The 24,147-nt window shown below is 65.7% G+C and carries 24 protein-coding genes and 1 pseudogene; 16 read left to right on the top strand and 9 right to left on the bottom strand.

What is annotated here, in order from left to right:
- The 5 genes from E1B22_RS00620 to E1B22_RS00605 all read left to right on the top strand — a co-directional run bounded on the left by E1B22_RS00620 (position 1) and on the right by E1B22_RS00605 (position 4,678).
- The gene (locus E1B22_RS00620) at positions 1-420 is read left to right on the top strand and encodes a RidA family protein (RefSeq protein ID WP_207669889.1); all 420 of its coding nucleotides are present in this window, start codon (positions 1-3) and stop codon (positions 418-420) included.
- Positions 421-490: 70 nt separating this feature from the next.
- Positions 491-1,282 carry a cyclase family protein gene (locus E1B22_RS00615; RefSeq protein WP_135224155.1) on the top strand — a complete coding sequence of 264 codons (792 nt, stop codon included), beginning with the start codon at positions 491-493 and terminating at the stop codon, positions 1,280-1,282.
- Positions 1,279-1,833, top strand: coding sequence for a thiamine pyrophosphate-binding protein (locus E1B22_RS14015; RefSeq protein ID WP_207669888.1), 555 nt, complete (start codon positions 1,279-1,281; stop codon positions 1,831-1,833). Before E1B22_RS00615 ends, E1B22_RS14015 begins: the two co-directional genes overlap by 4 nt.
- The gene (locus E1B22_RS00610; protein ID WP_243123895.1) at positions 1,742-2,926 is read left to right on the top strand and encodes a thiamine pyrophosphate-binding protein; all 1,185 of its coding nucleotides are present in this window, start codon (positions 1,742-1,744) and stop codon (positions 2,924-2,926) included. Before E1B22_RS14015 ends, E1B22_RS00610 begins: the two co-directional genes overlap by 92 nt.
- Before the next feature lie 522 nt (positions 2,927-3,448).
- A complete protein-coding gene (locus E1B22_RS00605) occupies positions 3,449-4,678 on the top strand; it encodes an IS256 family transposase (protein WP_135224084.1) in 1,230 nt (409 codons plus the stop codon).
- 282 nt (positions 4,679-4,960) lie between these two features.
- On the opposite strand, the pseudogene E1B22_RS14010 reads toward E1B22_RS00605, so the two are convergent.
- A pseudogene (locus E1B22_RS14010) lies at positions 4,961-5,302 on the bottom strand (Crp/Fnr family transcriptional regulator); the annotation flags it as partial.
- Between E1B22_RS14010 and E1B22_RS00595 the strand changes: the two are divergent.
- From E1B22_RS00595 to E1B22_RS00560, 8 genes are all read left to right on the top strand, one after another.
- The gene (locus tag E1B22_RS00595) at positions 5,301-6,437 is read left to right on the top strand and encodes an aminotransferase class V-fold PLP-dependent enzyme (RefSeq protein ID WP_135224154.1); all 1,137 of its coding nucleotides are present in this window, start codon (positions 5,301-5,303) and stop codon (positions 6,435-6,437) included. The pseudogene E1B22_RS14010 and the gene E1B22_RS00595 overlap by 2 nt on opposite strands.
- Entirely contained in the window at positions 6,434-7,867 is a 1,434-nt protein-coding gene (locus E1B22_RS00590) for a Na+/H+ antiporter NhaC family protein (protein WP_135224153.1), read from the top strand. The genes E1B22_RS00595 and E1B22_RS00590 overlap by 4 nt, the downstream gene beginning before the upstream one ends.
- A gap of 7 nt (positions 7,868-7,874) precedes the next feature.
- A complete protein-coding gene (locus tag E1B22_RS00585) occupies positions 7,875-9,125 on the top strand; it encodes an aminotransferase class V-fold PLP-dependent enzyme (protein ID WP_135224152.1) in 1,251 nt (416 codons plus the stop codon).
- A 206-nt stretch (positions 9,126-9,331) separates the two neighbouring features.
- A complete protein-coding gene (locus tag E1B22_RS00580; RefSeq protein WP_207669886.1) occupies positions 9,332-9,727 on the top strand; it encodes a MaoC family dehydratase N-terminal domain-containing protein in 396 nt (131 codons plus the stop codon).
- 159 nt (positions 9,728-9,886) lie between these two features.
- Complete coding sequence (locus tag E1B22_RS00575) at positions 9,887-10,345, top strand: MaoC/PaaZ C-terminal domain-containing protein (protein ID WP_135224150.1); 459 nt, start codon at positions 9,887-9,889, stop codon at positions 10,343-10,345.
- A 119-nt stretch (positions 10,346-10,464) separates the two neighbouring features.
- Complete coding sequence (locus E1B22_RS00570; protein ID WP_135224149.1) at positions 10,465-11,217, top strand: SDR family NAD(P)-dependent oxidoreductase; 753 nt, start codon at positions 10,465-10,467, stop codon at positions 11,215-11,217.
- A gap of 228 nt (positions 11,218-11,445) precedes the next feature.
- Positions 11,446-11,952 (top strand): zinc-binding dehydrogenase, encoded by a 507-nt coding sequence (locus tag E1B22_RS00565; RefSeq protein ID WP_243123504.1) that lies wholly within the window; start codon positions 11,446-11,448, stop codon positions 11,950-11,952.
- A 110-nt stretch (positions 11,953-12,062) separates the two neighbouring features.
- Positions 12,063-13,496, top strand: coding sequence for an aldehyde dehydrogenase family protein (locus E1B22_RS00560; RefSeq protein ID WP_135224148.1), 1,434 nt, complete (start codon positions 12,063-12,065; stop codon positions 13,494-13,496).
- Between the two features lie 429 nt (positions 13,497-13,925).
- On the opposite strand, the gene E1B22_RS00555 is transcribed toward E1B22_RS00560, so the two are convergent.
- From E1B22_RS00555 to E1B22_RS00525, 7 genes are all read right to left on the bottom strand, one after another.
- Positions 13,926-14,237 carry a PTS sugar transporter subunit IIB gene (locus E1B22_RS00555; RefSeq protein ID WP_243123502.1) on the bottom strand — a complete coding sequence of 104 codons (312 nt, stop codon included), beginning with the start codon at positions 14,235-14,237 and terminating at the stop codon, positions 13,926-13,928.
- A 57-nt stretch (positions 14,238-14,294) separates the two neighbouring features.
- Positions 14,295-15,545, bottom strand: a complete 1,251-nt coding sequence (locus E1B22_RS00550) for a PTS galactitol transporter subunit IIC (RefSeq protein WP_135224147.1) — start codon at positions 15,543-15,545, stop codon at positions 14,295-14,297.
- A 5-nt stretch (positions 15,546-15,550) separates the two neighbouring features.
- Entirely contained in the window at positions 15,551-16,885 is a 1,335-nt protein-coding gene (locus E1B22_RS00545; RefSeq protein ID WP_135224146.1) for an NAD(P)H-dependent oxidoreductase, read from the bottom strand.
- On the bottom strand, positions 16,860-17,282 hold the full coding sequence (locus E1B22_RS00540; RefSeq protein WP_135224145.1) for a PTS glucitol/sorbitol transporter subunit IIA: 423 nt from the start codon (positions 17,280-17,282) through the stop codon (positions 16,860-16,862). The genes E1B22_RS00545 and E1B22_RS00540 overlap by 26 nt, the downstream gene beginning before the upstream one ends.
- A 67-nt stretch (positions 17,283-17,349) precedes the next feature.
- On the bottom strand, positions 17,350-18,372 hold the full coding sequence (locus tag E1B22_RS00535; RefSeq protein WP_135224144.1) for a PTS glucitol/sorbitol transporter subunit IIB: 1,023 nt from the start codon (positions 18,370-18,372) through the stop codon (positions 17,350-17,352).
- A 37-nt stretch (positions 18,373-18,409) separates the two neighbouring features.
- The gene (locus E1B22_RS00530) at positions 18,410-18,946 is read right to left on the bottom strand and encodes a PTS glucitol/sorbitol transporter subunit IIC (RefSeq protein ID WP_135224143.1); all 537 of its coding nucleotides are present in this window, start codon (positions 18,944-18,946) and stop codon (positions 18,410-18,412) included.
- Positions 18,947-18,994: 48 nt separating this feature from the next.
- Positions 18,995-19,390: a transcriptional regulator GutM gene (locus tag E1B22_RS00525; RefSeq protein WP_167758808.1), complete on the bottom strand. Its 396-nt coding sequence runs from the start codon at positions 19,388-19,390 to the stop codon at positions 18,995-18,997.
- A 288-nt stretch (positions 19,391-19,678) separates the two neighbouring features.
- On the opposite strand from E1B22_RS00525, the gene pdhA reads away from it, so the two are divergent.
- The 3 genes from pdhA to E1B22_RS00510 are packed head-to-tail and all read left to right on the top strand — an operon-like array spanning position 19,679 to position 23,044.
- A complete protein-coding gene (gene pdhA, locus E1B22_RS00520; protein ID WP_135225861.1) occupies positions 19,679-20,653 on the top strand; it encodes a pyruvate dehydrogenase (acetyl-transferring) E1 component subunit alpha in 975 nt (324 codons plus the stop codon).
- Positions 20,654-20,693: 40 nt separating this feature from the next.
- Positions 20,694-21,692 carry an alpha-ketoacid dehydrogenase subunit beta gene (locus E1B22_RS00515; protein ID WP_256369291.1) on the top strand — a complete coding sequence of 333 codons (999 nt, stop codon included), beginning with the start codon at positions 20,694-20,696 and terminating at the stop codon, positions 21,690-21,692.
- On the top strand, positions 21,689-23,044 hold the full coding sequence (locus E1B22_RS00510) for a dihydrolipoamide acetyltransferase family protein (RefSeq protein ID WP_135224140.1): 1,356 nt from the start codon (positions 21,689-21,691) through the stop codon (positions 23,042-23,044). The genes E1B22_RS00515 and E1B22_RS00510 overlap by 4 nt, the downstream gene beginning before the upstream one ends.
- 38 nt (positions 23,045-23,082) lie before the next feature.
- Here the strand turns inward: E1B22_RS00510 and E1B22_RS00505 are convergent, their stop codons facing one another.
- Positions 23,083-24,051: a sugar-binding transcriptional regulator gene (locus E1B22_RS00505; RefSeq protein ID WP_167758807.1), complete on the bottom strand. Its 969-nt coding sequence runs from the start codon at positions 24,049-24,051 to the stop codon at positions 23,083-23,085.
- Positions 24,052-24,147 lie beyond the last annotated feature (96 nt).

Genomic DNA, 24,147 nt, shown 5'->3' with positions numbered 1-24,147 from the left:
ATGAAAATGAAAGTGCTTCAACCACCACACTGGGCCAAGCCAAAGGGTTACGCCAACGGGATTGCCGCTCGGGGTACGCTGGTCTTCCTCTCAGGGATGGTGGGCTGGAATCCCGAGGGCCGTTTCGAAACCCACGACTTCGTCGGTCAAGTTCGCCAAGCCCTGAAAAATATTGTGGAAGTCCTCGCCGAAGCGGGCGGCCTTCCGGAGCACCTGGTACGATTGACCTGGTTCATCACGGATCGCGAGGAGTACCTGGCGGCCCTTCCCCAGCTGGGTGTGGTCTATCGCGAGGTGATCGGCCCCCATTACCCCGCCATGTCCGTTGTCCAAGTCCAAGCGCTGGTGGAACCGGAGGCAAAGGTCGAAATTGAGGCAACGGCCGTCGTTCCGGATCCAGCGGAACGATCCCTGCCGTGACGCAGCGAGGCCGTGGGTACCACGATTGTTCCATTTTCACAGGTGTTCCATTTTCACTGGGGGTGGCACCATGACGGTTCTTGCGCAACTCCTTGCGGCGATGACGTCCGGGGCCGTGGACATTGTGGATCTATCCGCGCCATTGTCGGAACGCACGCCTGTCATCCAGCTGCCTCCTCCCTTTGCAAACACCAAGCGCTTTTCCCGGACGGTTGTCAGCCACTATGACGATCGAGGGCCAGCCTGGGCGTGGTACGACCTTGAGTTGGGTGAGCATGTGGGCACCCATTTTGACGCCCCCATCCACTGGATCAGCGGGCGGGAAGGCCTTGACGTATCCCAAGTTCCCTTGCGCAGCCTGATTGCACCCGCTGTGGTGATTGATAAGAGCGCCGAGTGTGCGGAAAACCCGGACTTTCTCCTTGAGATTGCCCATATTGAGGAGTGGGAGCAACGCCACGGCCGTTTGCCCGAGGGATCGTGGCTTTTGTTCCGTACGGGTTGGAGCGCTCGGGGTGACGACGAGCAGGCGTTTTTTAACGCCGACGCCCAGGGACCCCATACCCCCGGTGTCTCGGTGGAATGTGCCCGGTGGCTGGCAGAAGAAGCACCAATTGTAGGCATCGGTGTGGAGACCGTGGGTACCGATGCGGGTCTGGCCGCCCGGTTCGATCCCCCCTTCCCCGTCCATCATTACTTGCTGGGGGCCGGAAAGTACGGCATTACGCAGCTCCGCAACCTCGATCAACTTCCTCCAACCGGTAGCATCCTGGTGGTGGCGCCGCTGCCCATCGTCGGAGGCACCGGCAGTCCCGCCCGGGTGCTGGCCTTGGTTCCTCGTGGCGAGGAGGCCCGTCCATGAAGCGGGTTAGCGACGCGGTGGCCCGTGTCCTGGCACAACTGGGGGTCCGCTGTTTCTTTGGCCTTATTGGCAGTGGCAACTTCCATGTCAGCGCCGCCTTATGTGCGGAAGGGGCCCGGTTTGTCGCAGCCCGCCACGAAGCGGGTGCCATCACCATGGCGGACGCTTTCGCTCGGGTCACCGGCCAGGTGGGCGTCTGCACGGTGCACCAAGGGCCAGGGGTGACGAATATCATGACCGGCTTGGCGGAAGCGGCCAAGAGCCGGACGCCCCTTCTCATCCTCGCGGCGGACACGCCCAGGGCGGCGGTGACCTCCAACTTTCGCATCGACCAGGCCCAGCTGGCTTCCGGTGTGGGCGCGATTTTCGAGCGCCTCCATACCCCCCCAGTCTGCCATCACGGATACGGTTCGGGCCTGGTGGCGGGCTCAGACGGAACGGCGCCCGGTCGTCTTGAGCATGCCCCTAGACGTTCAGGCATCGGCGGTGGAACAGGAAACGGTCCTGCCATCCCTACCGAAACTCAGCCCCGTTCGTCCCCACGCCGATGATGTGGCCCGGGTGGTTGACTTACTACGGGGGGCAAGTCGTCCCCTCATCCTTGCAGGACGGGGTGCCGTCCGGGCCGGTGCGGGCGACGTTCTTCAGCGCTTGGCGGATCGGATCGGCGCCCTCCTGGCGACGACGGCCGTGGCCAATGGCCTGTTTGCGGGCAACCCCTGGTGTCTGGGTATTTCCGGAGGGTTTGCCTCCCCGGTGGCCGCTGAACTGATCCACGAGGCCGACCTGGTTCTGGCTTTTGGCGCGTCGCTAAACATGTGGACTACACGGCACGGGAAGCTGTTCAATCCCGAAGCCACCATTGTGCAGGTGGACGAGGAAGCGGAGGCCATCGGACTCCACCATCGGGTCGACCTGGCCCTGTTGGGGGACGCCCGAGAGGTCGCGGTCGCCTTGTTAGATAAGCTCGAGCGGTCGGCGGTGCCGGTTTCGTCCTGGAGAGAGCCCGGCATCCAGGAGGCCATTCGGGCGGGCAGCTGGCACGGCGTTCCTTACGAGGATGCCAGCGATGGAACCACCATTGATCCGCGCACCCTTTCCATCACCTTGGACGCGATCTTACCCGAAGAGCGGGTGGTGGTGACCGACTCAGGGCATTTCATGGGGTTCCCGGCCATGTACCTACGGGTTCCTGATGCGAGGGGGTTCGTGTTCACCCAGGCCTTTCAATCGGTAGGGCTGGGATTGGCGACGGCCATCGGTGCCGCGGTGGCAATGCCGGATCGCCTCACCGTGGCTGCCTTGGGTGACGGGGGCGCCCTGATGGGGCTTTCCGAACTGGAAACGGTGACTCGCCTTCAACTCCGGATGCTTATCGTGGTTTATAACGACGCGGCGTACGGCGCGGAGGTTCACCACTTCAAGCCAACGGGTGTTGGCCTTGACCTCGTGCGCTTTCCTGACGTGGATTTTGCGCCGCTGGCGCGGGCAGTAGGCATGCGTGCCGTCACCGTGCGTCGGGTGGAGGATCTTGACGCCGTTCGAGAGTGGGTCGCGGCAGGGGCCCAAGGAGCGATGCTGGTCGACGCCAAGGTCACGCCGACCGTGGTGGCCGAGTGGCTTGAAGGGGCCTTTGGTCACTGATCAAACACCCAACCACCGGCGGTTCAAGCGAATCGCGAAGGTCACCGGCGGCTCCCCTTTGGGTTGCAGGTCCCGTGGCCCTGGGGACCGTCCCCCGGTGACCTTTGACTTTTCAATGGACTTCCGGCGACGGCTTCTGGCGGCCTAGTGTTTCGGACCTTCGCCAAGATGCTTCCGGCCGTGATCCTACTGTAAATGGGTTAACAGATTTGCACCTTCCTCACCGTTTAGACTTGGACTTAAGCAGACTCTCCGCCGGCCTCCTCCATCACGCCAAGGAGTCGCGACACGTTGTGGATGTGGTAATACCGCCCGTTGCGGGAGATCAGTCCGGATTTCACCAAGCGGCCTAGTCCAAGGGCCACCGTGACGCGACTGGTACCGACAAGGGTTAAAGTCCCGGGTAGTGGTGGACTTTCCGGCCAGGGTTTAGGCGTGGCTGGTGGCCGTTGACAGCAGCGGTCACCGGCGGCTTCCCTTCGGGTTGGACGAACCCGAGCACGAAGGGAGGTCGGACCACCGGTGACCGCTGACTTCAGGATGGCACTTCTCGAACTGCTGCGCCAGTACCAGGGCGAGCCCGAGGTCGACGCCCTGCGGGAGGGCCTGCGCTGGCTCGCCCAGCAGCTGATGGAGGTCGAGGTCAGCGAACTCATCGGCGCCCAGCGCTACGAGCGCACCCCGTCGCGCACTACCTACCGAAACGGGTACCGCCCCCGGCGCTGGGACACGCGCGTGGGCACCATCGAGCTGCAGATCCCGAAGTTACGCCGCGGCAGCTACTTCCCCAGCCTCTTGAAGCCGCGGCGGCGCGCGGAGCGGGCCTTGCTGGCCGTGGTGCAGGAGGCCTACGTGCACGGGGTGAGCACGCGCAAGGTGGACGAGCTGGTCCAGGCGCTGGGCGTCGGGGGCTTGAGCAAGAGCGAGGTCTCCCGCATCTGCGCCGAGCTGGACGAGCACATGGAGCGCTTTCGGAACCGGCCGCTGGAAGGCGAGTACCCCTACGTGTGGCTGGACGCCAAGGCGGTGAAGGTGCGGCAAGACGGACGGGTGGTGAACATGGCGGCCGTGATCGCCGTGGGTGTGCGGGAGACAGGGGAACGGGAGGTCCTGGGGTTCGACGTGGGCGCGGCCGAGACGTACGAGTTCTGGCTGGACTTCCTACGTCGCCTGGTGGCCCGGGGGCTGAAGGGCGTGCGGCTGGTGATCTCGGACGCCCACGAGGGCCTCAAGCGAGCCATCGGTGAGGTGCTGGCAGGCGCCACGTGGCAGCGGTGCCGGGTGCACTTCATGCGGAACCTGCTGGCGCGGGTGCCCAAGCACGCCCAGTCCATGGTGGCAGCGCTGGTACGGACCATCTTCGCCCAGCCGGACCGTGCCTCGGCTCGGCAGCAGCTGGAGCAGGTGGCGGCAAACTTGGAGCGGCGGTTCCCCCAGGTGGCGAGCCTGCTGCGGGAGGCCGCGGAGGAGGTTTTGGCCTACATGGACTTCCCGCCGGAGCACTGGCGGGGGATCCACTCGACGAACGTCCTGGAGCGGCTGAACCGCGAGCTGGCGCGGCGGTGCGACGTGGTGGGCATCTTCCCGAACGTGGCGGCGGTGCTGCGCCTGCTGGGTGCGCTGCTGGAGGAGCAGCAGGACGAGTGGCTGGTGCAGCGGCGGTACTTTAGCCAGGCGTCGATGGCGAAGCTCAAGGGCGGTGACGCGTTGGGGAGTGACTCGGTGAGCGCCTTGGCTGTTGCAGCGAGGTAAGCCCATGGAACCCGAGGGGGAGCCGCTTTTCCACCACTTGCCGGGACACGGCCCGACAAGGTCGGCCATTTCCTGCTGGGTGAAGGGGATGGTGATCCGCACGGACTCGTTAGAAAGCCATTGGCCATAGGTCATAGCGAGGCTCACCAAGGCACAGCCCATTCGCTGTAACGGCGTACCATAGGCTAACAAATGCGAATAGATCGCGAGCATGTGAACCTTCATGTTGAGAAATTCAATGACTTGACGACTCAACATGGGAGAGGCCCCAATGGCATCGTGAAATTCCTGCGTGGTAAAGGCCCACAGGGTGGCCGCCGTGGTGGTAACCGCCGTATACGGGTACAAGGCTGCGGAAGCCCCAGCCACCTGCCCGATGAGGCCGTTGCGGCCAATGATGGCCAGGGTTTTTTCGCGGCCATCGGTGGAGGCCATGGCCAACCGGACCCTCCCCGTCTGAACGATGTAGACTTGCTGGGCGGGTTCACCTTGCCGAAAGACGGTTTCACCGCGTTTTTTGGCCACCTGGCGATGGGATGTCGCGATGGCGGACCAGTCGAAGGGAAGATGATCGAGCCAAGGTGAGACCGTGACACCCAGTGGCGCGGAGGGGGGTAATGCCATGGACGGACCGTATGAACGGCACCACTTCCCCATCCTCAATCACCTCACCCAGCTATCCAGCTGCTCCCAAAGTGCCCTTCATACGGAAGTCCGGGCGGCCATCGACGAATTCATCGAGAGCTGGTCGATCCGGGGCATGGACTGGGACGCATGGATGGCAGCTTGTGAGGAAGCACGCCGGACCTTTGCGAACCTCATCGGAGCAGAGCCCGATGAGGTTGCGCTGGTATCCTCGGTATCTCATGGCTTATCGGCTGTCGCAACGAGCTTACCACGAAGGGGACGACACAAGATCGTCACGACCCTTCTGGACTTCCCCTGCGTAGGCAATGTATGGCTGTCCCAACCCGACCTACAGGTGACGTTCCTTTCTCCTGACAACGGCGAGATTCCTCTCGACCGATATGCGGAATCAATCGACGAACAGACCCTCCTCGTTTCCACCTTTCACGTCGCCTATTACAACGGCTATAAGCAGGACGTGGCTCGCATTGCCCGCATCGCTCACGACCATGGTGCCTACGTACTAGTAGACGCCTACCAATCGGCCGGGCAAATACCCCTGGATGTCAAGAAGATGGACATTGATATTCTGATTACCGGTTTGCAGAAATATCTCCTTGGTACGCCAGGACTCGCCTTTCTCTACGTGCGGCGAGAATTAGCCGAGCAAATCCAGCCTCGGGTCACCGGCTGGTTTGGCCAGGCCAATCCCTTTGCCTTTAACCCCGCAGTGATCCACTATGCGCCAGGTGCACGACGATTTGATAACGGAACCGCACCGATGATCAATGCCTTTGCCGCGAAGGCCGCCCTGTCCATCATCCAGCGGGTTGGTGTAGAGCGTATCCATACCTACCTGCACGCCCTGGTTCGCGACGGCCTCGATTACCTGGGGCGGCATGGATTGACGGTTCGGGGGCCTTTGGATCCAACGGCAAGGGGTTCGAATCTGGCAGTGGTGGTTCCTGACGCCCACGTCATGGAAGACCGTATGCGAAAGGAGGGGTTCATTGTTTCGGCCCGCCAGGATGTCGTCCGAATTGCGCCGCACTTTTATAATTCCGCCGCCGACGTACGGAATGCGGTTGATTGTTTAATCCATCTTTTGCAAAAGGGGGAAGCCGTCCCATGAGCAGCGCCGGACAAAAGGTGCTCGAATTTCATGGCGGAGTGCCCGCCATGTTGTTATCCTTTGGCGTCATGTTCGCTGGCATTCTGTGGCTCGGTTTCACCGGCTCGGCCCTTCCGGAGGCCTTTTGGCCCTTTGTCATCCTCGGCCTATTTGTTGGACTCGTCCTGGCCAAAGACCGACAGCTGTACATCGATGCCTTGGTACGGGGCATTAGCTCAAACATGCTGGCCATTATGCTCCTGGCCTGGTTTCTCGCTGGTATTATGGCGCGCCTGCTTCGCGAAACCGGCTTAATTGAAGGGCTCATTTGGATGTTTATTAAGATCGGTATATCCTCTGCTTGGTTCCCGCTCATCACCTTCTTGGCATCTTCGATGATGTCCCTATCCACAGGAACCTCCGTCGGCACCATTATCGGTGTAACACCCATCCTCTTCCCCGTGGGTTATGCCTTAGGGGCCAACCCGCTGCTCATCGTTGGAGCGGTGATCGGCGGGGCTTTTGTTGGTGACAACCTGGCACCAATATCAGATACGACCATTGTATCCGCCTATTCCCAGGGCACAACAACTCAGAAAGTCGTCCGCACCCGCCTTAAGTATGCTGTCGTTGCGGGTACGGTGACCATCCTAACGTATATTGCCTTTGCCATCGGAAATCCAGGTCAGACCGTCCGCGAGCTACCGGAGCTGAAGCCAATGGGCCTTGCCATGCTATTGGTGCCGATTCTCTTAATGTATTTAATGATCCGGGGACAACACTTGGTATCGGCGATGTTATATAGCACGGCCTTTGGAATGATTTTGGCATTGGCCACCGGGTTGTTGACGCCATCGGGCCTACTTTCCATCAACAAGGCTGAGTTTACAGCCGGGGGAATTGTTATTCAAGGCATTGCTGATATGTGGGGGGTTGCGGTCTTTACGATCTTCCTTATGGGGATGATCGGTACGCTGGAACAGGCGCGCTTTATTGATTGGCTCATTGAAAAGTCGGAAAAGTTCGCGACCACTCCACGTCGGGCTGAAATCGCCATGGTTTTTGTATCGCTCCTCGTCAACGCCTTGACCACAGCAGGTACACCGACGATGGTCATGCTCGGCCCATGGGTGCGCCGTCTTGGCCACCGGTTTCGTATTGCTCCGTGGCGGCGAGGTAATTTGCTTGACGCCACTTCATGCTCGATCATTGGCTTTTTGCCGTACAGCGTGGCAGTTCTCATTCCCTTTGCGATGGTGGGCACTCTCGTAAAAGATGCAGCAGCCATCAACTTCACACCGGTAGGGTTGATTCCATATGTATTTTACTGCTGGGCATTGATGTTGGTGATGATTTTCGCTGCGGCCACCAGTTGGGGCATTGAGTTGATCGACGAGGTGGAATACGAGCGGGAAGCTGAGGAAATTTACGGCATGCAGGAGGCGCTCTGAGGAATCCATGGCTTCGTCATCGCTGCCGGACAGTCAGGGCGCGGTGGTTACGGGTCTGCCCGAGATTTACCTTGATTTTGCCTCCATGGGGCTGGTATCCCCCCGCGTTGCGCAACGGGTGCGGGACGCAATCGACACCTTAGCCGGTCCACCCTTGGGGCAGACAGGAACTCAACGGACGCTGGAAATGATGGACGTTGTGGAACGGGCCCGCCGGTCCATTGCGCAATGGTTGGGTGTTGAACCAAGGCATATTGCATTGATTGACAATACCACCCATGGGTTGGGAGTCCTCGCTGCATCGCTAACGGCCTCGGGGTATCTGGGCAGGGGGGATGCAGTGGCTCTACCAGACATAGAGTTCATCAGTTCAGCCCTGGTGTGGCGACGGGCCCAAGTGCGGTATGGCTTTCAAATTCGAGTCATTCCGTCGCGGCAAGGGTGTGTTGTGCTGGACGATTTGCTGGAAGCTTGCGATCAAGCCGTTCGCGTTGTTGTCGTTTCAGCCGTTCAGGAGGTTACGGGGGATCGGTTGGGTTCTCGTGCCTTTACAGAGCTGGCGAAGCATTTGCACGCTCGAGGAGGGTTCTTAATCGTCGATGGGATTCAAGAGGCAGGAGTGAGGCGACGCGACCTTCGGTTGGAGGGTGTCGATGCTTATATTGCCGGGGGTCACAAGTGGTTAGGTAGCCCCTTTGGTCTGGGCTTTATGTACGTCAGCGACCGTTTGATCGAAAGTTGCGATTCCGTATTCCACGGATACCTCAGCCTTTGGGAGCCGCCCCGGGGGTGGGACGAATACCTGTCGGACCGTAGTCGGCATCCACTGGATTGGTTGCCTGTGCGGCAGGAGGCCCGCAAGTTTGAGGCGGGCGGGATGCCCAATTACGTCGGTGCGGTAGGGCTAGCCGCGGCTATGGAAGAAATCGAGTCGTTGGGCATCGACAACATTGAACAACATGTCCTAGGGCTCAATCGCCACTTTCGTGACAACTTGAGGGTGATGGGGCTGACGGAATTCGTCCTCGGTCGGCCCGATCCGGATGCCCAGGCCGGCATTGTAACCCTATCCCTGCCCGGCGGGGTGGAACGAGAACGCCAACTGCTTCATTGGTTACGAAGCCGACGGGTGGCGGTGACGCTGCGGTCCATCGCAGGGGTGGGGGGAGTTCGCTTTTCCTTCTACACGCCAACGACAGTGGCGGAGATCGACCGGTGCTCGACCTACATCGAAGCCTTTTTGCGGCCCGGTGCCTGACAACCGGTGGCTGCAAGCCCCAACGCCCAGGCTGAGCCTGGGCGTGTTCGTTTTCTGGCCGCCTGGCCGTCGGCCGGAAGGACGCCCTCCGGGAGGCGGCGAAAGCAGCTCCTAGGGCGGGCTCCGGGTGGATCGGAGCCCCCCTTGACACCCGTGCGATGACCCCCCAGCCGACCCACCCCTTGGCGGGAAAGGAGGCTGAGACGGTGTCCATCGACCGTTCTTTAATAGGAAAGGAATCCCCCGAAGAGGTCTTCGAAGTCGAAAAGGGGGCCATCCGCAAGTTTGCCGAAGCCATTGGCGACCCCCACCCCGCCTTCCGGAGCGGGGAGATCGCCCCGCCCACCTTCCCCATCACGTTCCGCATGGGCATCCCCGGGGTGAACCTGGAGCTCAGCCGGGTGCTCCACGGCGAGCAGGAGTACAGCTACCGCCGCCCCGTCCGGGCGGGCGACCGGCTGCGCTGCAAGACGCGGGTGGCCGACGTTTACGAGCGGGAAGGCCGCCTGGGCAAGATGACCTTCCTGGTCACCGAGATCGAGGGGCGCGATGAGGCCGGGGAGCTGGTCTTCACGGGGCGGAGCACCATCATCGTGCGCTAAGCCGTCGGGGCGCCCGCGGTGTCGGCCACGGCCGGCAGGGCCGCAGGGGTTCCGCGGGGTGGCGGCGAGCCCGGGGCGGGCGGTGCCGCAGGGTCCCCGGCGGGTGATGCCGGAGGGCCTGCAGCGGGCCGGAGCCCGCTGCCAGGGAGGTGAAGAACCGTGCCGGAACCGGTGCGAGCGGAGGCAGCCCCGGTACGCTGGGAACCCGGGGCCGAGCTGCCGCCGCTGGTCAAAGAGCCCATAACCAAGGTGCAGCTGGTCAAATACGCCGGGGCTTCCGGCGATTACAACCTGATCCACACCGACGACGAGACCGCCCGGCGGGTCGGGCTCGACGGCGTCATCGCCCACGGCATGCTGAGCATGGGTTTCCTCGGCCAGTATCTGGTCCAGCTGGCGGGCCCGGAAGGGGTGCGCCGGTTGAAGGTCCGCTTCCGGCAAATGGTCCGGCCCGGCGATGTTTTGACCTGCAAGGGCCGGGTGGTGGAGGTGGGGGCGGAAGAGGCCCCCGGCCTGCGGCGGGTGCGGGTTGAGGTGTGGGCCGAAAACCAGCGGGGTGAAGCCGTCACCGCCGGCGAGGGCGAGGTGCTGGTGCCGGCGCCGGCAGGTTCGTCCTGAAGCGGGGCCCGACCGGGAGCCGGTCCTGAAACGGGGCCTGCCCGGGAACCGGTACCGGGCCCTGGACGAACCGGCCCAGGGGCGGGGCGGCGGACCCGTGGAGGGAGAGGAGGATCCGGATGCGCTTTGCCGATCGGGTCGCCCTGGTAACGGGGGGCGGCCGGGGCATTGGGGCGGCCACCGCCCTGCGATTCGCCCGGGAAGGGGCGGCGGTGGTGGTGTCCGACGTGGATGAGGGGCCGGCGGAGGAGGTGGCCTCCCAGATCCGCCAGGAGGGCGGCCGGGCCCTGGCCGTCGCCTGCGACGTGCGGGACCGCGGCCAGGTGGAGGCCATGGTGCAGCGGGTGGTCGAAACCTTCGGCCGGCTGGACTTCCTGGTGACGTGCGCGGGGATCATCCGCGACAACCTGATCCACAAGATGACTGACGACGACTGGGATGCCGTCATTGACACCCACCTCAGGGGCACCTTCCTCTGCGCCCAGGCGGCCCAGCGGGTGATGGTCCCCCAGCGCTACGGGAAGATGGTCTTCCTCTCGTCGACCTCGGCCCTGGGGAACCGCGGCCAGACCAACTACTCGGCGGCCAAGGCGGGGATCCAGGGCATGGCCCGGACCCTGGCCATCGAGCTGGGGCCCTTCAACATCAACGTCAACGCCGTGGCGCCGGGGTTCATCGAGACGCGGATGACCCGGTCGGTTGCCGAGCGCACGGGGGTGGATTACGAGGAGCTCAAGAAGGCAGCTGCCGAGCGGACGCCCCTGCGCCGGGTGGGCCAGCCCGACGATGTAGCCGGCGTGATCGCCTTCCTCTGCAGCGAGGACGCCAGCTACGTCACGGGCCAGGTGATCTACGTCCGCGGCGGTCCGTGAGGTCGCATCGGCCTGCTCTCGCGGGCCGTCGGGCTAGCACCGGCGAGCTGCCCTCGCCCCACGGGACCCTTGGCGGACGAACCCCGTCCAACGGTTTGCCAGATCGCGGCCGCCCGCCGCCCGGGGGATGCCGGGAACCGGCCCCACGGCTGCGCGAAGCGGTGGTGTCGACCTTGGCGCTCCTGCTCGGGTTCGAGAGCGAGGGGCTGGCCGGTCGTCGGGGAGGCCGTGACGGGGGCGGTGGCGGCCGGGGCGTACCCCGTCGTGGCCGTCGACGTACTGCCGGACAAGTTGGAGCGGGCTCGCGCCCTCGGCGCCACGCACACCGTCGACGCCCCGAATGTCGACGCGGTGGAAGCGGTGCGGGATCTCACGGGGGGTGGCGTGGACTACGCCATCGAGGCGGCGGGCAACGCCGACGTCCTGGCCCAGGCCTATCGGGCCACCCGGCGGGGTGGCACCACCGTGGCCGTCGGCCTCCCGCATCCCGCGGCGATGTTGTCCATCCCGGCGGTGACGGTGACGGCCGAGGAGCGCGTGATCCGGGGATCGTACATGGGTTCCGCCGTCCCCCGGCGGGACTTGCCGCGTTTCCTCCGCTTGTTCCGGGCGGGTCGGCTCCCCGTCGACCGATTGATCACCCATCGCCTTGGCCTCGAAGAGATCAACCAGGGCTTCGATCGCTTGGCTGCCGGGGAAGCGGTTCGACAGCTGGTGCTGCCGCATGCGGACTGAACTTTCGGGCCATCTGAGCCGGGAGCGCCTGGTGGCCGAGGGCGAGCACCGGTATCGTGGGGGTGGGGGACGGCCGGAGGACCGGCCATCCGGCGGGAGGCGATAGGATCATGGCTGCTGTTGCGGTTCGCACCCATGGGCTGTTCATCGGCGGCGAATGGGTGGTTCGACCCGAGACCATCGCGGTGTACAACAAGTACACCGGCGAGGTGATCGGTCATGTCGCCCGGGCGACGCGGGAGGACGTGGACCGGGCTGTGACCGCGGCGCTACGGGCCTACCGAGAGAATCCGCTGCCCCCGTACCGCCGCTACGAGATCCTCAAGCGGGCCTCGGAGCTGGTCCGGGAGCGCAAGCCCGAGCTGGCCCGCACCATCGCCGCCGAGGCAGGCAAGCCCCTCAAAGAGGCGCTAATCGAGGTGGACCGCTGCACCCAGACCCTGGAGATCTCGGCCGAAGAGGCCAAGCGCATCCACGGCGAGCAGGTACCGATTGAGGCCGCCCCGGGGGCGGAGAACCGGCTGGCCTTCACCCTGCGGGTTCCCGTGGGAGTGGTGGCGGCCATCAGTCCCTTCAACTTCCCGTTGAACCTGGCGGCCCACAAGGTGGGCCCCGCCTTGGCGGCGGGCAACGCGGTGGTCCTCAAGCCGGCCACCGCCACGCCCTTGAGCGCCGTTCACCTGGTCCAGGCCCTGGTCGATGCCGGACTGCCGGCCGGTTACCTCAACCTGGTCACGGGTGCGGGGGGCGAGGTGGGGGAGTGGCTGCTGGCGGATCCCCGCATCGCCGCCTACACCTTCACCGGCAGCGCGGCGGTGGGCGAGCGGATCAAGGCGGCCTCGGGGCTGCGGCGGGTGGTGCTGGAACTGGGCAACAACTCGGCGACCATCGTCTGCGCCGACGCCGACCTGGACCTGGCCGCGGCCCGCTGCGCCCGGGGTGCCTTCGCCAACGCCGGGCAGATCTGCCTGTCGGTGCAGCGGATCTACGTGCAGCGGCCGGTGTACGAGGCCTTCCTGGAGAAGCTGGTGGCGGAGACCCGGAAGCTCAAGGTCGGCGACCCGCTGGATCCGGACACCGACGTGGGGCCTATGATCAGCGAGGCCGAGGCCCAGCGGGCCGAGGCCTGGATTCGCGAAGCCGTCGCGCAGGGGGCCCGCATCGTCTGCGGCGGTGGGCGGCGGGGCGCTGTGCTGGAGCCCACGGTGCTCGTGGACGTGCGCCCGGACATGAAGGTGGTCTGCCAGGAGGTCTTCGCGCCGGTCGTCTCCGTGGTGCCCTTCGACGACGTGGACGAGGCCATCGCCATGGTCAACGACAGCTTCTACGGCCTGCAGGCCGGCATCTATACCCGGGACATCGGCGTGGCCATGAAGGCGGCGCGGCGCATCGAGGTCGGCGGCGTGATGGTCAACGAGATCCCCAACTGGCGGGTGGACCTGATGCCCTACGGTGGCGTCAAGGGTAGCGGCATCGGCCGCGAGGGTCCGCGTTACGCCATCGAGCACCTGACGGACCTGCGACTTGTGGTGTTCAACCTGTAGGGTGGTGTGAGGTGGCCTGCGCCGGGGACATGGCCACTCGAGTATATAGATTTAGGACGGCGAGCAGGTTAGGACGGCGAGCAGGCGTGCATGTGTTCAGCGATGAAGCACGGGACATGGCGGCCGACCCCTGGCGTTGACCCATGGCGTACCCGCTGACCTCCTCCAGCAGCGCTCGAACCACCGCGGGGAGAACAGTGTCGGACGGAGGACGAGGAGAGCAGCGGCCGACGGAGGCCCCGCCGCGGCGCCGACCGTCGGTCCCCACGCCAGCGCCGGGGGCCGGTCTCGCCGAGACCGGCCCCCGGCCCGGCTCGGGGCATCGGCCGACGAGGGGTATGGATTATGGCCAGACAAGGGCTATGCCCTTTGCCCCCCTTTGCCCCCTTTGCCCCCCAAGGGCTATGCGCTATACGCCCGGCGGGCCCATCAACGCTGGGCGGTCGACAGCGCTTCCACGATCTTGTCGATGACCTCCTGCTCTCCCACGCCCGTCAGGAGCGACACCGCCGGTACGACGGGCACGCCACGGGTATCGCCCACGACCGTGGTCGCCACGATGAGGTCCGTGTCGCTGAGATAGTTGGGAACCTCGGTCACCTTGCACTGGATCAACTCCGCATCGATGCCATGGCTGCGAAGGGCGTTCGCCACCTTCTCGGCCACCACCGTCGACGTCGCGATGCCCGTTCCACAGACGACGAGGACGCGCTTCTTCCGCATCACCCGACCCCCCGTCACCGCGGCCATCCCTGGCGTGCAAGGCACCGATGGATGCGATCCCAGTGTATCACGAAGCTACGAGACCAACTGCATCAACTTCAGGAGAACCCACGTCAGCGGATTGGCACCGTCGCAGATGCTGGAGATCAGCGTCGCGCCCTCGGGCATCTGAAAGCCGCTGGCAATCGCAGCCTCGGTGTGCAGGGGCGCCACGTTCGTGGCGATGAGCAGGCCGACGGCCAGGACCACCGAACCGATGATGACCGATCGAAATACGTTGCCCCGGACGACGGGAATCACCATGGCGACCATGAACGGGATGGTGGCCAGATCCCCGAAGGGCAGGACGTGGTTACCAGGGATGATGACCGCCAGCCCGATGGCGATCGGCACCAGGATGAGGGACGTGGCGATGGCCGCCGGGTGTCCGACGGCGATGGCCGAATCCAGCCCGATGTAGACCATCCGGTGGGCGAACCGCCGCTGCATGAACTGCCGGGCGGCCTCGGAGACCGGCATGAGCCCCTCCATGAGCAAGCGGACCATCCGCGGCATCAGCAACATGACGGCGGCCATCGTGATGCCCAACTGCAACGTCTTCTGAGCGTTGTATCCGGCTAGCAAGCCGAGGGCGATGCCCAGGACCAGTCCCTGGACCAGGGGATCCCCGATGACGCCGAGCCGGCGCTGGATGGATTCCGGGCTGATGACCACGGATCGGATGCCGGGGATCCGGTCGAGAAGGGCGTTCAACGGCACGGCGATGGGCACGTACGCCGCCGAGAACCCGTGGGGCAACGAGATGCCGGGTGCATCGTAGAACTCCTGGACGGAGCGGGCAGACCAATCGCCCAGTTTCAGCACGATGGCGGCATTGATCGCAGCCGCGATGAGGCCAAGTGGCAGGCTTCCGGTGGCGGCGGCCACCAGGGCGCCCGTGAAGGCGAAGTGCCAATAGTTCCAAAGGTCGACGTTCAACGTCTGGGTGGTCCGCGTGAGCAACATCAGGATGTTGACCCCAAGCCCGATGGGGATGACGAACGCCCCCACCTGTGACGCGAAGGCGATGGAGGCAGCCGCCGGCCAGCCGACGTCCACCACGTCCAGCTGCACGCCGAACCGATCCACCATGGCCTTGGCCGCCGGTCCCAGGTTCTCCACCAGCAGGTTGATGACGAGGCCGATCCCGACGAAACCGACGCCGATGGTCAGACCCGCCCGGAAGGATCGTCCCCATCCGAGGCCAAAGGCTGCCCCCAAGAGCAAGATGATGATGGGAAGCATCACGGAGGCGCCGAGATCGAGGATGTACTGGATCACACCCATGCCCTTCACTCCTCAGGAGGTGATGTGCGACTCGGAACACGGTGCGCATCGGGCCCCATGGCTGCGAAGTGCTGGTCCTGCCGTCTGCGCAAGGTGAGGACGACCGGTTCTTCGCTGGGCCATTCGACGTCCCCGTACGTCAACACCTCCCCCTTCCGCACGCGACGTGCGACGCGGGTCCCTGGGAGCGCCAGCCCCACAGGGAGCAGCTGGTCGCGGCGAGCGCGTTCCGCTTCGATGCAGAGGCCGTATACGGTCGTCCCCCCCAGACCATCGAGGCGATCGCCGGGGTGAAGGTCGCGTTTGGCCACGGCGACGGTCTCCGCCACCGGGGCGCCGAGCGGCGCGATGGTGGGTTCCCCATAGATCGCGGCACGCGCCACGGACAAGGGCGTTTCCACGCTGGTCAGGTGGTACGGGCGGTAGAGCACGAAGTTGGGGCCCTGGCCCAGGCGGACGTACCGGAGGGTTTCCAGGGATATCGGGTGCTGTGCCCGGAAGATGACGAACACGCCCGGTGCCAAGCCTCGGACGTACTCGACCACGCCGTACCGGTTCAGCACGCCGCCTTCGCTGACGAGGCGGAGTCGATCGACCACGGTGTCGAGGTCGGCTTCGACGCCGTGCATGCCGGGGACATCCGGGACCAGGCCGGTGGCGTTGGCGAGGCACGTCATCTCCACCATCGTCTTCGTTCCGTCGACAAAGGACGCCAGCATCTTCGGGTTCATCCCGCGGCGCACGGCTTCGGCGCGGACGCTCTGCGGGGTGGCAAAGGGGTCGAGGGGGTTGTTCTTCCCCTTCCCCGCGACGAGCACCTCGAAGCCCAATGCATCGCAGAAATCGTAGAGCTCCTTGGTCGCACCCGGCTCGTCACCGGCGGACCCGGTGTACACGACGCCCCGTTGCGCGGCCTGGTACGCGAGCCATGGGCCTACCGTCGCATCGGCCTCGGCGTTGAGCATCACCACGTGCAACCCCGCGGCGATCGCGGCGTCCGCCACCCGCGCACCCGCCTCGGGATCGCCCGTGGCCTCCACGACGGCGTCGAGCGGGCGTTCGAGCAGGCGCTCTGCAGCCACCGTCACACCCGGTCGTTCGCCGTCAGGGGATGGTCCCGCGTCCAGATCGACGATCCGGTCCCGCGCCCATCCCGCGGCGACCAGGGCATCGGCAGCCCGTGCCGGATCGAGATCGCACACGGCCAGCAGGCGCATGCCGCGCATCCGCCCCACCTGGGCGGCGAAGGCCATGCCCATCTGACCCGCCCCGACCAGGCCGACGCGAATGGGTGCGCCGACTCGTTCACGGTCGTCAAGGTGCCGGTTGATGTTCAGCACCTTCGCGCCCCCCTTCCGTTGTCGCCGGGATCGAGGCCACCCTCTCGACGCGGATCCACATGCCCGGTCGTACGGCGGGCGTCGGCCAGGTCTCCACGCACACGTCGCCGGGGAGCTCGGGTTCGGTTCGTCCGTTGAACTTGATCACCACGTGTCCCAGGTTCTGCAGGTTCTGGTTGGCCATCGACCCGACCGCTGTGATGGTGTACCGGTTCGGCCCGACCCACAGGTGCTGACCCGGTTCGAGGGGGGCCCGGTGGTGCCGGGGCTCGTGGATCACGGCGACTTGCCGCAGTTCGGGCGGAGCCGACGGCCCGAAGAGGATCAGGAAGCCTGCGGCGATCAGCTCTTCCGCTTCGGGTCCGAGCTCGAGGACGCGGCTCTCGAACACGGTCATCGCGCTCTCCCACCTGTCCCAGGTTGGCGTCTGGACGTGCCGAATTGAGCGCAAGGACGTGCCGACATCAGCGGTAGAGGCCAAAGCTCGCCAGGTAGGCGATGACGACCGCGGCCGGGCCGGTGAACAGCCGGGAGATGAGCACCGCCGGTACGCCGACCTCGATGGTCTCCGGTTTGGCCTCGCCCAGCGTGAGTCCAACGGGCACGAAGTCGCACCCCACCTGGGGATTGATGGCAAAGAGGGCGGGCAGGGCGAGCTGGGGCGGGATGTTGCCCCGTCCGATCTCCACGCCGACCAGGGTCCCGACGACTTGGGCGACCACCGCACCGGGTCCCAGCACGGGGGACAGGAAGGGAAGGCTGCATACCAGGGAGATGAGCAGCAGTCCAGGAAGGGTGCCCGCCAGGGGTTTGATGCCGGCGGCGATGAGGTTGCCGAGGCCCGATGCCGGGATGATGCCCACGAGGGTCGAGACGAAGGCCATGAAGGGGATGATGTTGCGCAGGACTTGTTCGATGGTCTCCCGGCCGGCCTGGTAGAAGATCCCCACCACGCCCCCCACGGCCCGCCCGGTGCGCGTGAGCGGGTTGTCCGAGCCGCCCGCGGGTCGGGCCACGGGAGCCGGCGGGTGCGCGACGGCCGCATGGGTGGCCGTGGGGGCTGCCATGGCGGGCGCGGGCGCCGGCTCTCGGGTCTGGGTGGGGACGCCCGCCTCTTCCGCCAATTCCACGCATTCCGCCGTCACGCCGGAGACGAAGTTGTCCTCGCGGATGTATTGCATCAACGGCCCGGACGGGAAGGTCGGGGTGACGTCGACCGTGAGGACCCCCATCCGCGGATAGACGCCGCATCGCGCGGTGCCGCCGCAGTCGATGACCACACACGCCATCTTGTCGGTGGGGACCGGGTTGTTGAAGGCGTCCACGACGTCGGCTCCCGTCAGCTCGGCGATCTGTTGCGCCACCGGGTGGATGCCCCCACCCGTGACGGAGGCGATGACATTCCGCTCGTCGGACGGGGTGATCCGCAGGGGACCTCCCCAGCCACCCGGCCCCTTGCGGACGATCACGGTACGGTACCGGCGCATGGCAGTCCTCCTCCGATCCGATGCGCGTTCGACCCGGTTACGGACTCGTTCGCACGTTCTGGCGACGGGCCAACAACTGGTTGGTGATCAGCTCGGTGACCACGCCACGAAGGAAGATGACGACGACGCCCACGAGGAAGTACCGCAAGGCGAGGGGACCCAGGGGCAGTCCCAGTTGCTCCACGCCCTGGGCGATGCCAAGCCAGACGAAGAGTTCGGCAGGGTTCGCGTGGGGAAAGAGGCCGGTGACGGGGTGGACGAAGGAGACGGCGGCGTCGTAGAAGGCGGGCTTGTGGCGCTCCTGCAAGAACCTACCGAATGTATAGGCCATGGGGTTCGTCAGGAAGAACACCGCCAGGACGGGGAGCAGGGTGTAGCGGAGGACCACGTTGCGCGTGATCCGCTGCGCGAAACGCTCCACGCGCTCCTGGCCGATGATGCGGACCAGCGCATTGACGGCCACGAGCAGGCAGATGAGGGTGGGCAAGATGCCTCCCGCGAGGCTGAGAAACACCTCCCCGCCCTTCCGGAACAAGCCAATGAACCACTCGGCGCCATGCGCAAGGACGTCCATGTTGGATCTTCCCCTCGGAAGCGTGTTTCAGGCGGTGCCCGCCTTGGATCATCCAGCGGCCATGCGGGCCGCGATCTGCTGCGCTGCCTCGGCCGCCGCCCTGTGAACCAGGGGGACCGAAGGGTCGGACGAATCCACCGCGGCGAGTTCCCTTGCGTGACGGCCGTTCCACACCTCCTCCCGCTGGAAGCGGGCGAACACCGAGACGCCACGGAGCACCCAGGCGTCGACGATGGTGCCGTGTTCGTCCGCCAGAAGGATGACGACGGCTCCGCCCCGCCAGCCGTGCCGGATGCGGCCGGAACCCAGGAAGCCACGGCTACGGGACGCGTAGATCCGCCGGAGCAGAGTCCGATAGTGCGCGATTTGGCGGTACGTCAGCAGAGCCTGGACGGCCCAGGCGCCGGCCAGCGCCACGAGGACTCCTTGCCAGTCGACGGGCACACCGACGCATCCCCCTCTCGCCGTCCTCCCCACGTCCACCGGGTTGCAGCAGGGTGCGAGGGAACCCGGTGCGCAGGCCATTACAAGTGAATTTAGAATGAACTTTTGTGTTCACAGGGTTCGCCGCTTTCCGTCGATCTCCTCCCGATGGTCACGGTTTTCCTGCGGAGACGGATTCCTTGCCAGCGGTCCGGAGCCAACCATTTGATATGGTATAGTTACAGTTGATCTACCCCGGGCCCGACGGACCACCCCGGAACCGGGACGAGGGGGAGCGGAGGTGTGAGCATGGGCACCCAGGTGCTGGGAGGCGACCGGGCACTGGCCCGCTGGATGTACGAGACCATGGTGCTCATCCGCCGCTTCGAGGAGGCTGCGGAGAGGCTCTTCTACGCCGGGCGCATCCACGGCACCATGCACCTGTACATCGGCCAGGAGGCCGTTGCCGTCGGCGTCTGCGCCGCGTTGGAACCGTCCGACTACATCACGAGCACCCATCGGGGGCACGGACACGCCATCGCCAAAGGACAGGACGTCAACCGGATGATGGCGGAGCTCATGGGCAAGGTGTCGGGATACTGCCGGGGGAAGGGCGGCTCCATGCACATCGCCGACATCGAGGTCGGGAATCTCGGAGCCAACGGCATCGTCGCCGGCAGCCTGGGGATCGCCTGCGGGGCGGCCCTGGCCTTGAAGATGCAGGAACGGGCGCAGGTGGTGGTGGCCTTCTTCGGGGACGGGGCCGTTCACGAGGGCGACTTCCACGAGGCGCTCAACCTGGCCGCGATCTGGAGGCTGCCGGTGGTCTTCGTGTGTGAAAACAACCAGTACGGCATGTCCGCTCCGGTGGAGCGGATGCTGGGCAACCCGCGCATCCACGAGCACGCCCACGCGTACGGCATCCCCGGGCTCCGGGTCGACGGTTGCGACGTGCTGGCGGTGTACGAAGCGGCCCGGCAAGCGGTGGATCGGGCCCGCCAGGGGGAGGGGCCCACCCTCGTCGAGGCCGTCACGTATCGGTACCGGGGTCACTCCCGGAGCGACGCCCAGCGCTACCGCACCCGGGAGGAAGTGGAGCGCTGGAAGGCCCGCGATCCCATCCCCGCCTTCCGCCGGCATCTGGAGGCCCACGGCTTCGAGGCCAAGGAGTTGGATGCGCTGGAAGCCGACGTCATGCAGCGGATCGATGCGGCGGTCCGGTACGCCGAGGAGAGCCCGGAACCGGATGCGGCCGACCTGCTGGCCGACGTCTACGCAGAGTGACGGGCGTTGCGTCTACGCAGAGGGACGGAGGGTGAGGGGCGTGCGCGAGCTCACGACGGCCCAGGCGATCCGTGAAGCGCTAGCCGAGGAGATGCGTCGCGATCCCCGGGTCTTCCTGTTGGGGGAGGACATCGGGATCTATGGCGGTGCGTTCGGGGTGACGAACGGGCTGCTGGAGGAGTTCGGCCCGGAGCGGGTGCGGGATACCCCGATCGCCGAGTCGGCCGTGGTGGGGTGTGCCATCGGTGCGTCCTTGCTGGGGATGCGACCGGTGGTGGAGATCCAGTTCTCGGATTTCATCACCAACGCCATGGACGCCATCGTCAACCAGGCCGCCAAGATTCGCTACATGTTCGGAGGGAAGGCGCGGGTCCCGATCGTGGTGCGCACGCCGGGGGGAGCCGGGACGGGAGCGGCAGCCCAACACTCGCAAAGCCTCGAGGCGTGGACGGCCCATGTCCCGGGTCTCAAGGTCGCGATGCCCTCGGACCCCGCAGAGGCGAAAGGCCTGCTGAAGGCAGCCATCCGCGACGACAACCCGGTGATCTTCTACGAACACAAACTGCTGTATCGCGTCAAGGGTCCCGTGCCGGAGGAGGACTACACGATTCCCATCGGCAAGGCTCGCGTGGTCCGGCCGGGGCGGGACGTCACCGTCATCGCCACATCGTACCAGGTGCAGCGCGCCCTGCAGGCTGCGGAGCTCCTGGCGGCGGAGGGAGTGGACGTGGAGATCATCGACCCGCGAACGCTGCTGCCCCTGGATCGGGACACCATCGTCGAGTCGGTGGCGAAGACGGGGCGGGTCGTCATCACCCACGAGGCCGTCGAGCACGGTGGCGTCGGCGCGGAGATCGCAGCCGCCATCATGGAGAGCGAGGCCTTCTACTACCTGGATGCGCCGCTGGTTCGGGTGTGCGGGAAGCCGGTGCCCATTCCCTGCAACAAGCGGCTCGAGGAGATGGCCCTACCCCAGGTGGCGGACATCGTCGACGGGGTGCGGCGGGTCCTCGGCGTCGCCGCGGGGGGTGTGGCATGATGGAACCCGTGATCATGCCGGTCCTGGACATGACCATGGAACGGGGGATCATCCTTCGTTGGCTCAAGAAGGAAGGCGATCCGGTGCGGGCCGGTGAGCCGCTCTTCGAGGTGGAGACGGACAAGGCCGACATCGAGGTCGAAGCGCCGGCCGACGGGGTCTTGGCTCGGATCGTCCACCCGGAGGGCGCCGAGGTGCCGGTGCGGGAGATCGTCGCCTACATCGCGGCCCCCGGCGAGCGTTACGACGACGACCGCCAGAACCCGCCCCAACCGAAGGCCGACGTCGACCCCAGCGCGCGGTCCGATCCGGCCCAAGGAGCGGCCCAAGGAGAGGTCCAGGGAGAGGCCCGGAAAGGCGCACCGGAGGTTCCCAGCGGTGCGGCGCTCGGCCGTAACCGCATCCGGGCCACGCCTGCGGCGCGGCGGCGGGCTCGGGAGCTCGGCCTGGACCTGGCCCGGGTCCCGGCAGGCGGTCGTGGCGGTGTGATCCGCCTCGCGGACGTCGAGGCCGCGGCCGCGACCATGGCCGCGACGACGAAAGGGGAGCCGGGCCCGCGGGGTCGCCAGGAAGGGGGTCGGGTGGACGGGGTTTCACCGACGCCCCGCGACGCCGAGCATGGCGCGTTCCGCCCACCCGCTCCGGAGCCGGAGGATGACGGCGTGGAACGCATCCCCGTGACGGGCAACCGCAAGGCGGTGGCCGAGCGGATGGTGCAGAGCGCCCGCATCCCCCAGGTGACGTTGTTCGCCCGGGCGGATGCCGAGGCGATCCAGGACTTCCGTCGTCGCCTGGAACCCGCGGTGGCCGAGGCCACCGGCCAGTCGCTCTCCTATACGGCCCTGTTTGCCTTCGCGGTCGCGCGAACCCTGCCCCGCTTTCCCGATCTCAACGCCCACTGGCGAGACGGTGAGATCTGGCGTTTTCGGTCGGTGCATCTCGGGATCGCGGTGGCCCTGCCGGCAGGTGGCCTCGTGGTACCGGTCGTTCGCCACGCAGACCGGCGTCCCCTGGCAGAGCTCGTCAAGGCCGTGGCCGATGTCACCTCGCGGGCCCGGGAAGGCCGGTTGAAACCCGACGAGATCGGGGGCGGGACGTTCACGCTCAGCAACCTGGGCATGTTCGGGGTGGAAGCCTTCAACGCCCTGCTGAACCCGCCGCAGGTCGGGATTCTCTCCGTAGGGACCTTCGTGAAGGAGCCGGTGGGAGGCCGGGAGGAATCGTCTGCAAGGACCTGGTTGACCCTCGGCCTGACCTTCGACCATCGTGCCCTTGACGGCGCCGACGCGGCGCGATACCTGCGGTTTCTCGTGGAGACGCTGAGCGATCCCTGGCGGTTGTTGGTGTCGTAGCGCACGAAGCCTTGTGGGAAGCGGCGGGTGATGCGGCGCTACGGCGGCGTGCCGACGGCTCCGTCGGCGGTGAGCAGCGCCCGCGCCGTTCCCGCATCGGTGATCAGCGTCTTCACGTAGCCTCCCCGCAGGGCGCCCAGCAGCGCCCGCACCTTGGCCGGGCCACCGGCGACGACGATGACGTCTTCGATGGCATTGAGGTCTTCAAGGCGGATGGCCACCGTACGGCGATCGAGATCACTCGGGACCGGTTGGCCGAGGGCGTCGTAGAAGCGGGCGAACATGGAACCGACGGCGCCCATCCCGATCAGCGACCGGAACGTCGCTTCGTCCAGGTAGCCCACCTGGCGGAAGGTGGCCGTGGGCTCCATCTCGCCAACGCTGGTGAGCACGTGGGTTGCACTTCGCGCTTGTTCGAGGACGTGGGCGATGAAGGGTTCGTTCATCAGGGCTTCGCACACCTCGGGTCGGCTGACGAACATGGGAGCGTAAAGATAGTAGCAACGCGCATCGAAGGCCTCCGCCACGCGACGGGCGATGTCGAACGGGTTGATCTCGCCCACATCGGGGGTCAGACCCCCGGTGATCTGCACCACACGCAGATTGGATACGGAGCGGGGTACCAGTTGCTGCGCGACTTCGAGCAACGTGGTGCCCCAGGTGACCCCCAGGCAGTCGCCGGGACGAAGGGCCCGTTCGAGATAGGTCGCGGCCGCCTTGCCGAGGACCCGCTTGAGCTGCGTGCGGTCCAGGGGGGTGGGGATCACCACCGCCCGCATCAGGCGAAAGTGATCGATGAGGCGTTCCTCGAGTTCGATGAGGCGAACCGAAGGGTGTTGGATCGAGATCTGCACGATCCCGGTGTCGCGGGCTTGCTTGAGGAGTCGATTGACCCGTAGCCGACTGATCCCGAGCCGGTCGGCGATCTCCTGTTGCGTCAGGCCTTCCTCGTAGTAAAGCCAGGCGCAGCGGACCAGCAGCTCGATGGTCTGGTCGTCGAGTTGCATCGGGCGTTCCTCCCTCGCAAGACCCGTGTCCATGGTATCATTCGCCGCTGCGGTCACCGTGGAATCCTTCGCTGGGTACCGATGGGAGTGGGTCGC

The organism is Thermaerobacter sp. FW80, assembly GCF_004634385.1.
Classification (GTDB): Bacteria; Bacillota; Sulfobacillia; order Thermaerobacterales; family Thermaerobacteraceae; genus Thermaerobacter; species Thermaerobacter composti.
The sequence above is the reverse complement of the archived record's forward strand: the minus strand, read 5'-3'. Positions and strand labels throughout refer to the sequence as shown.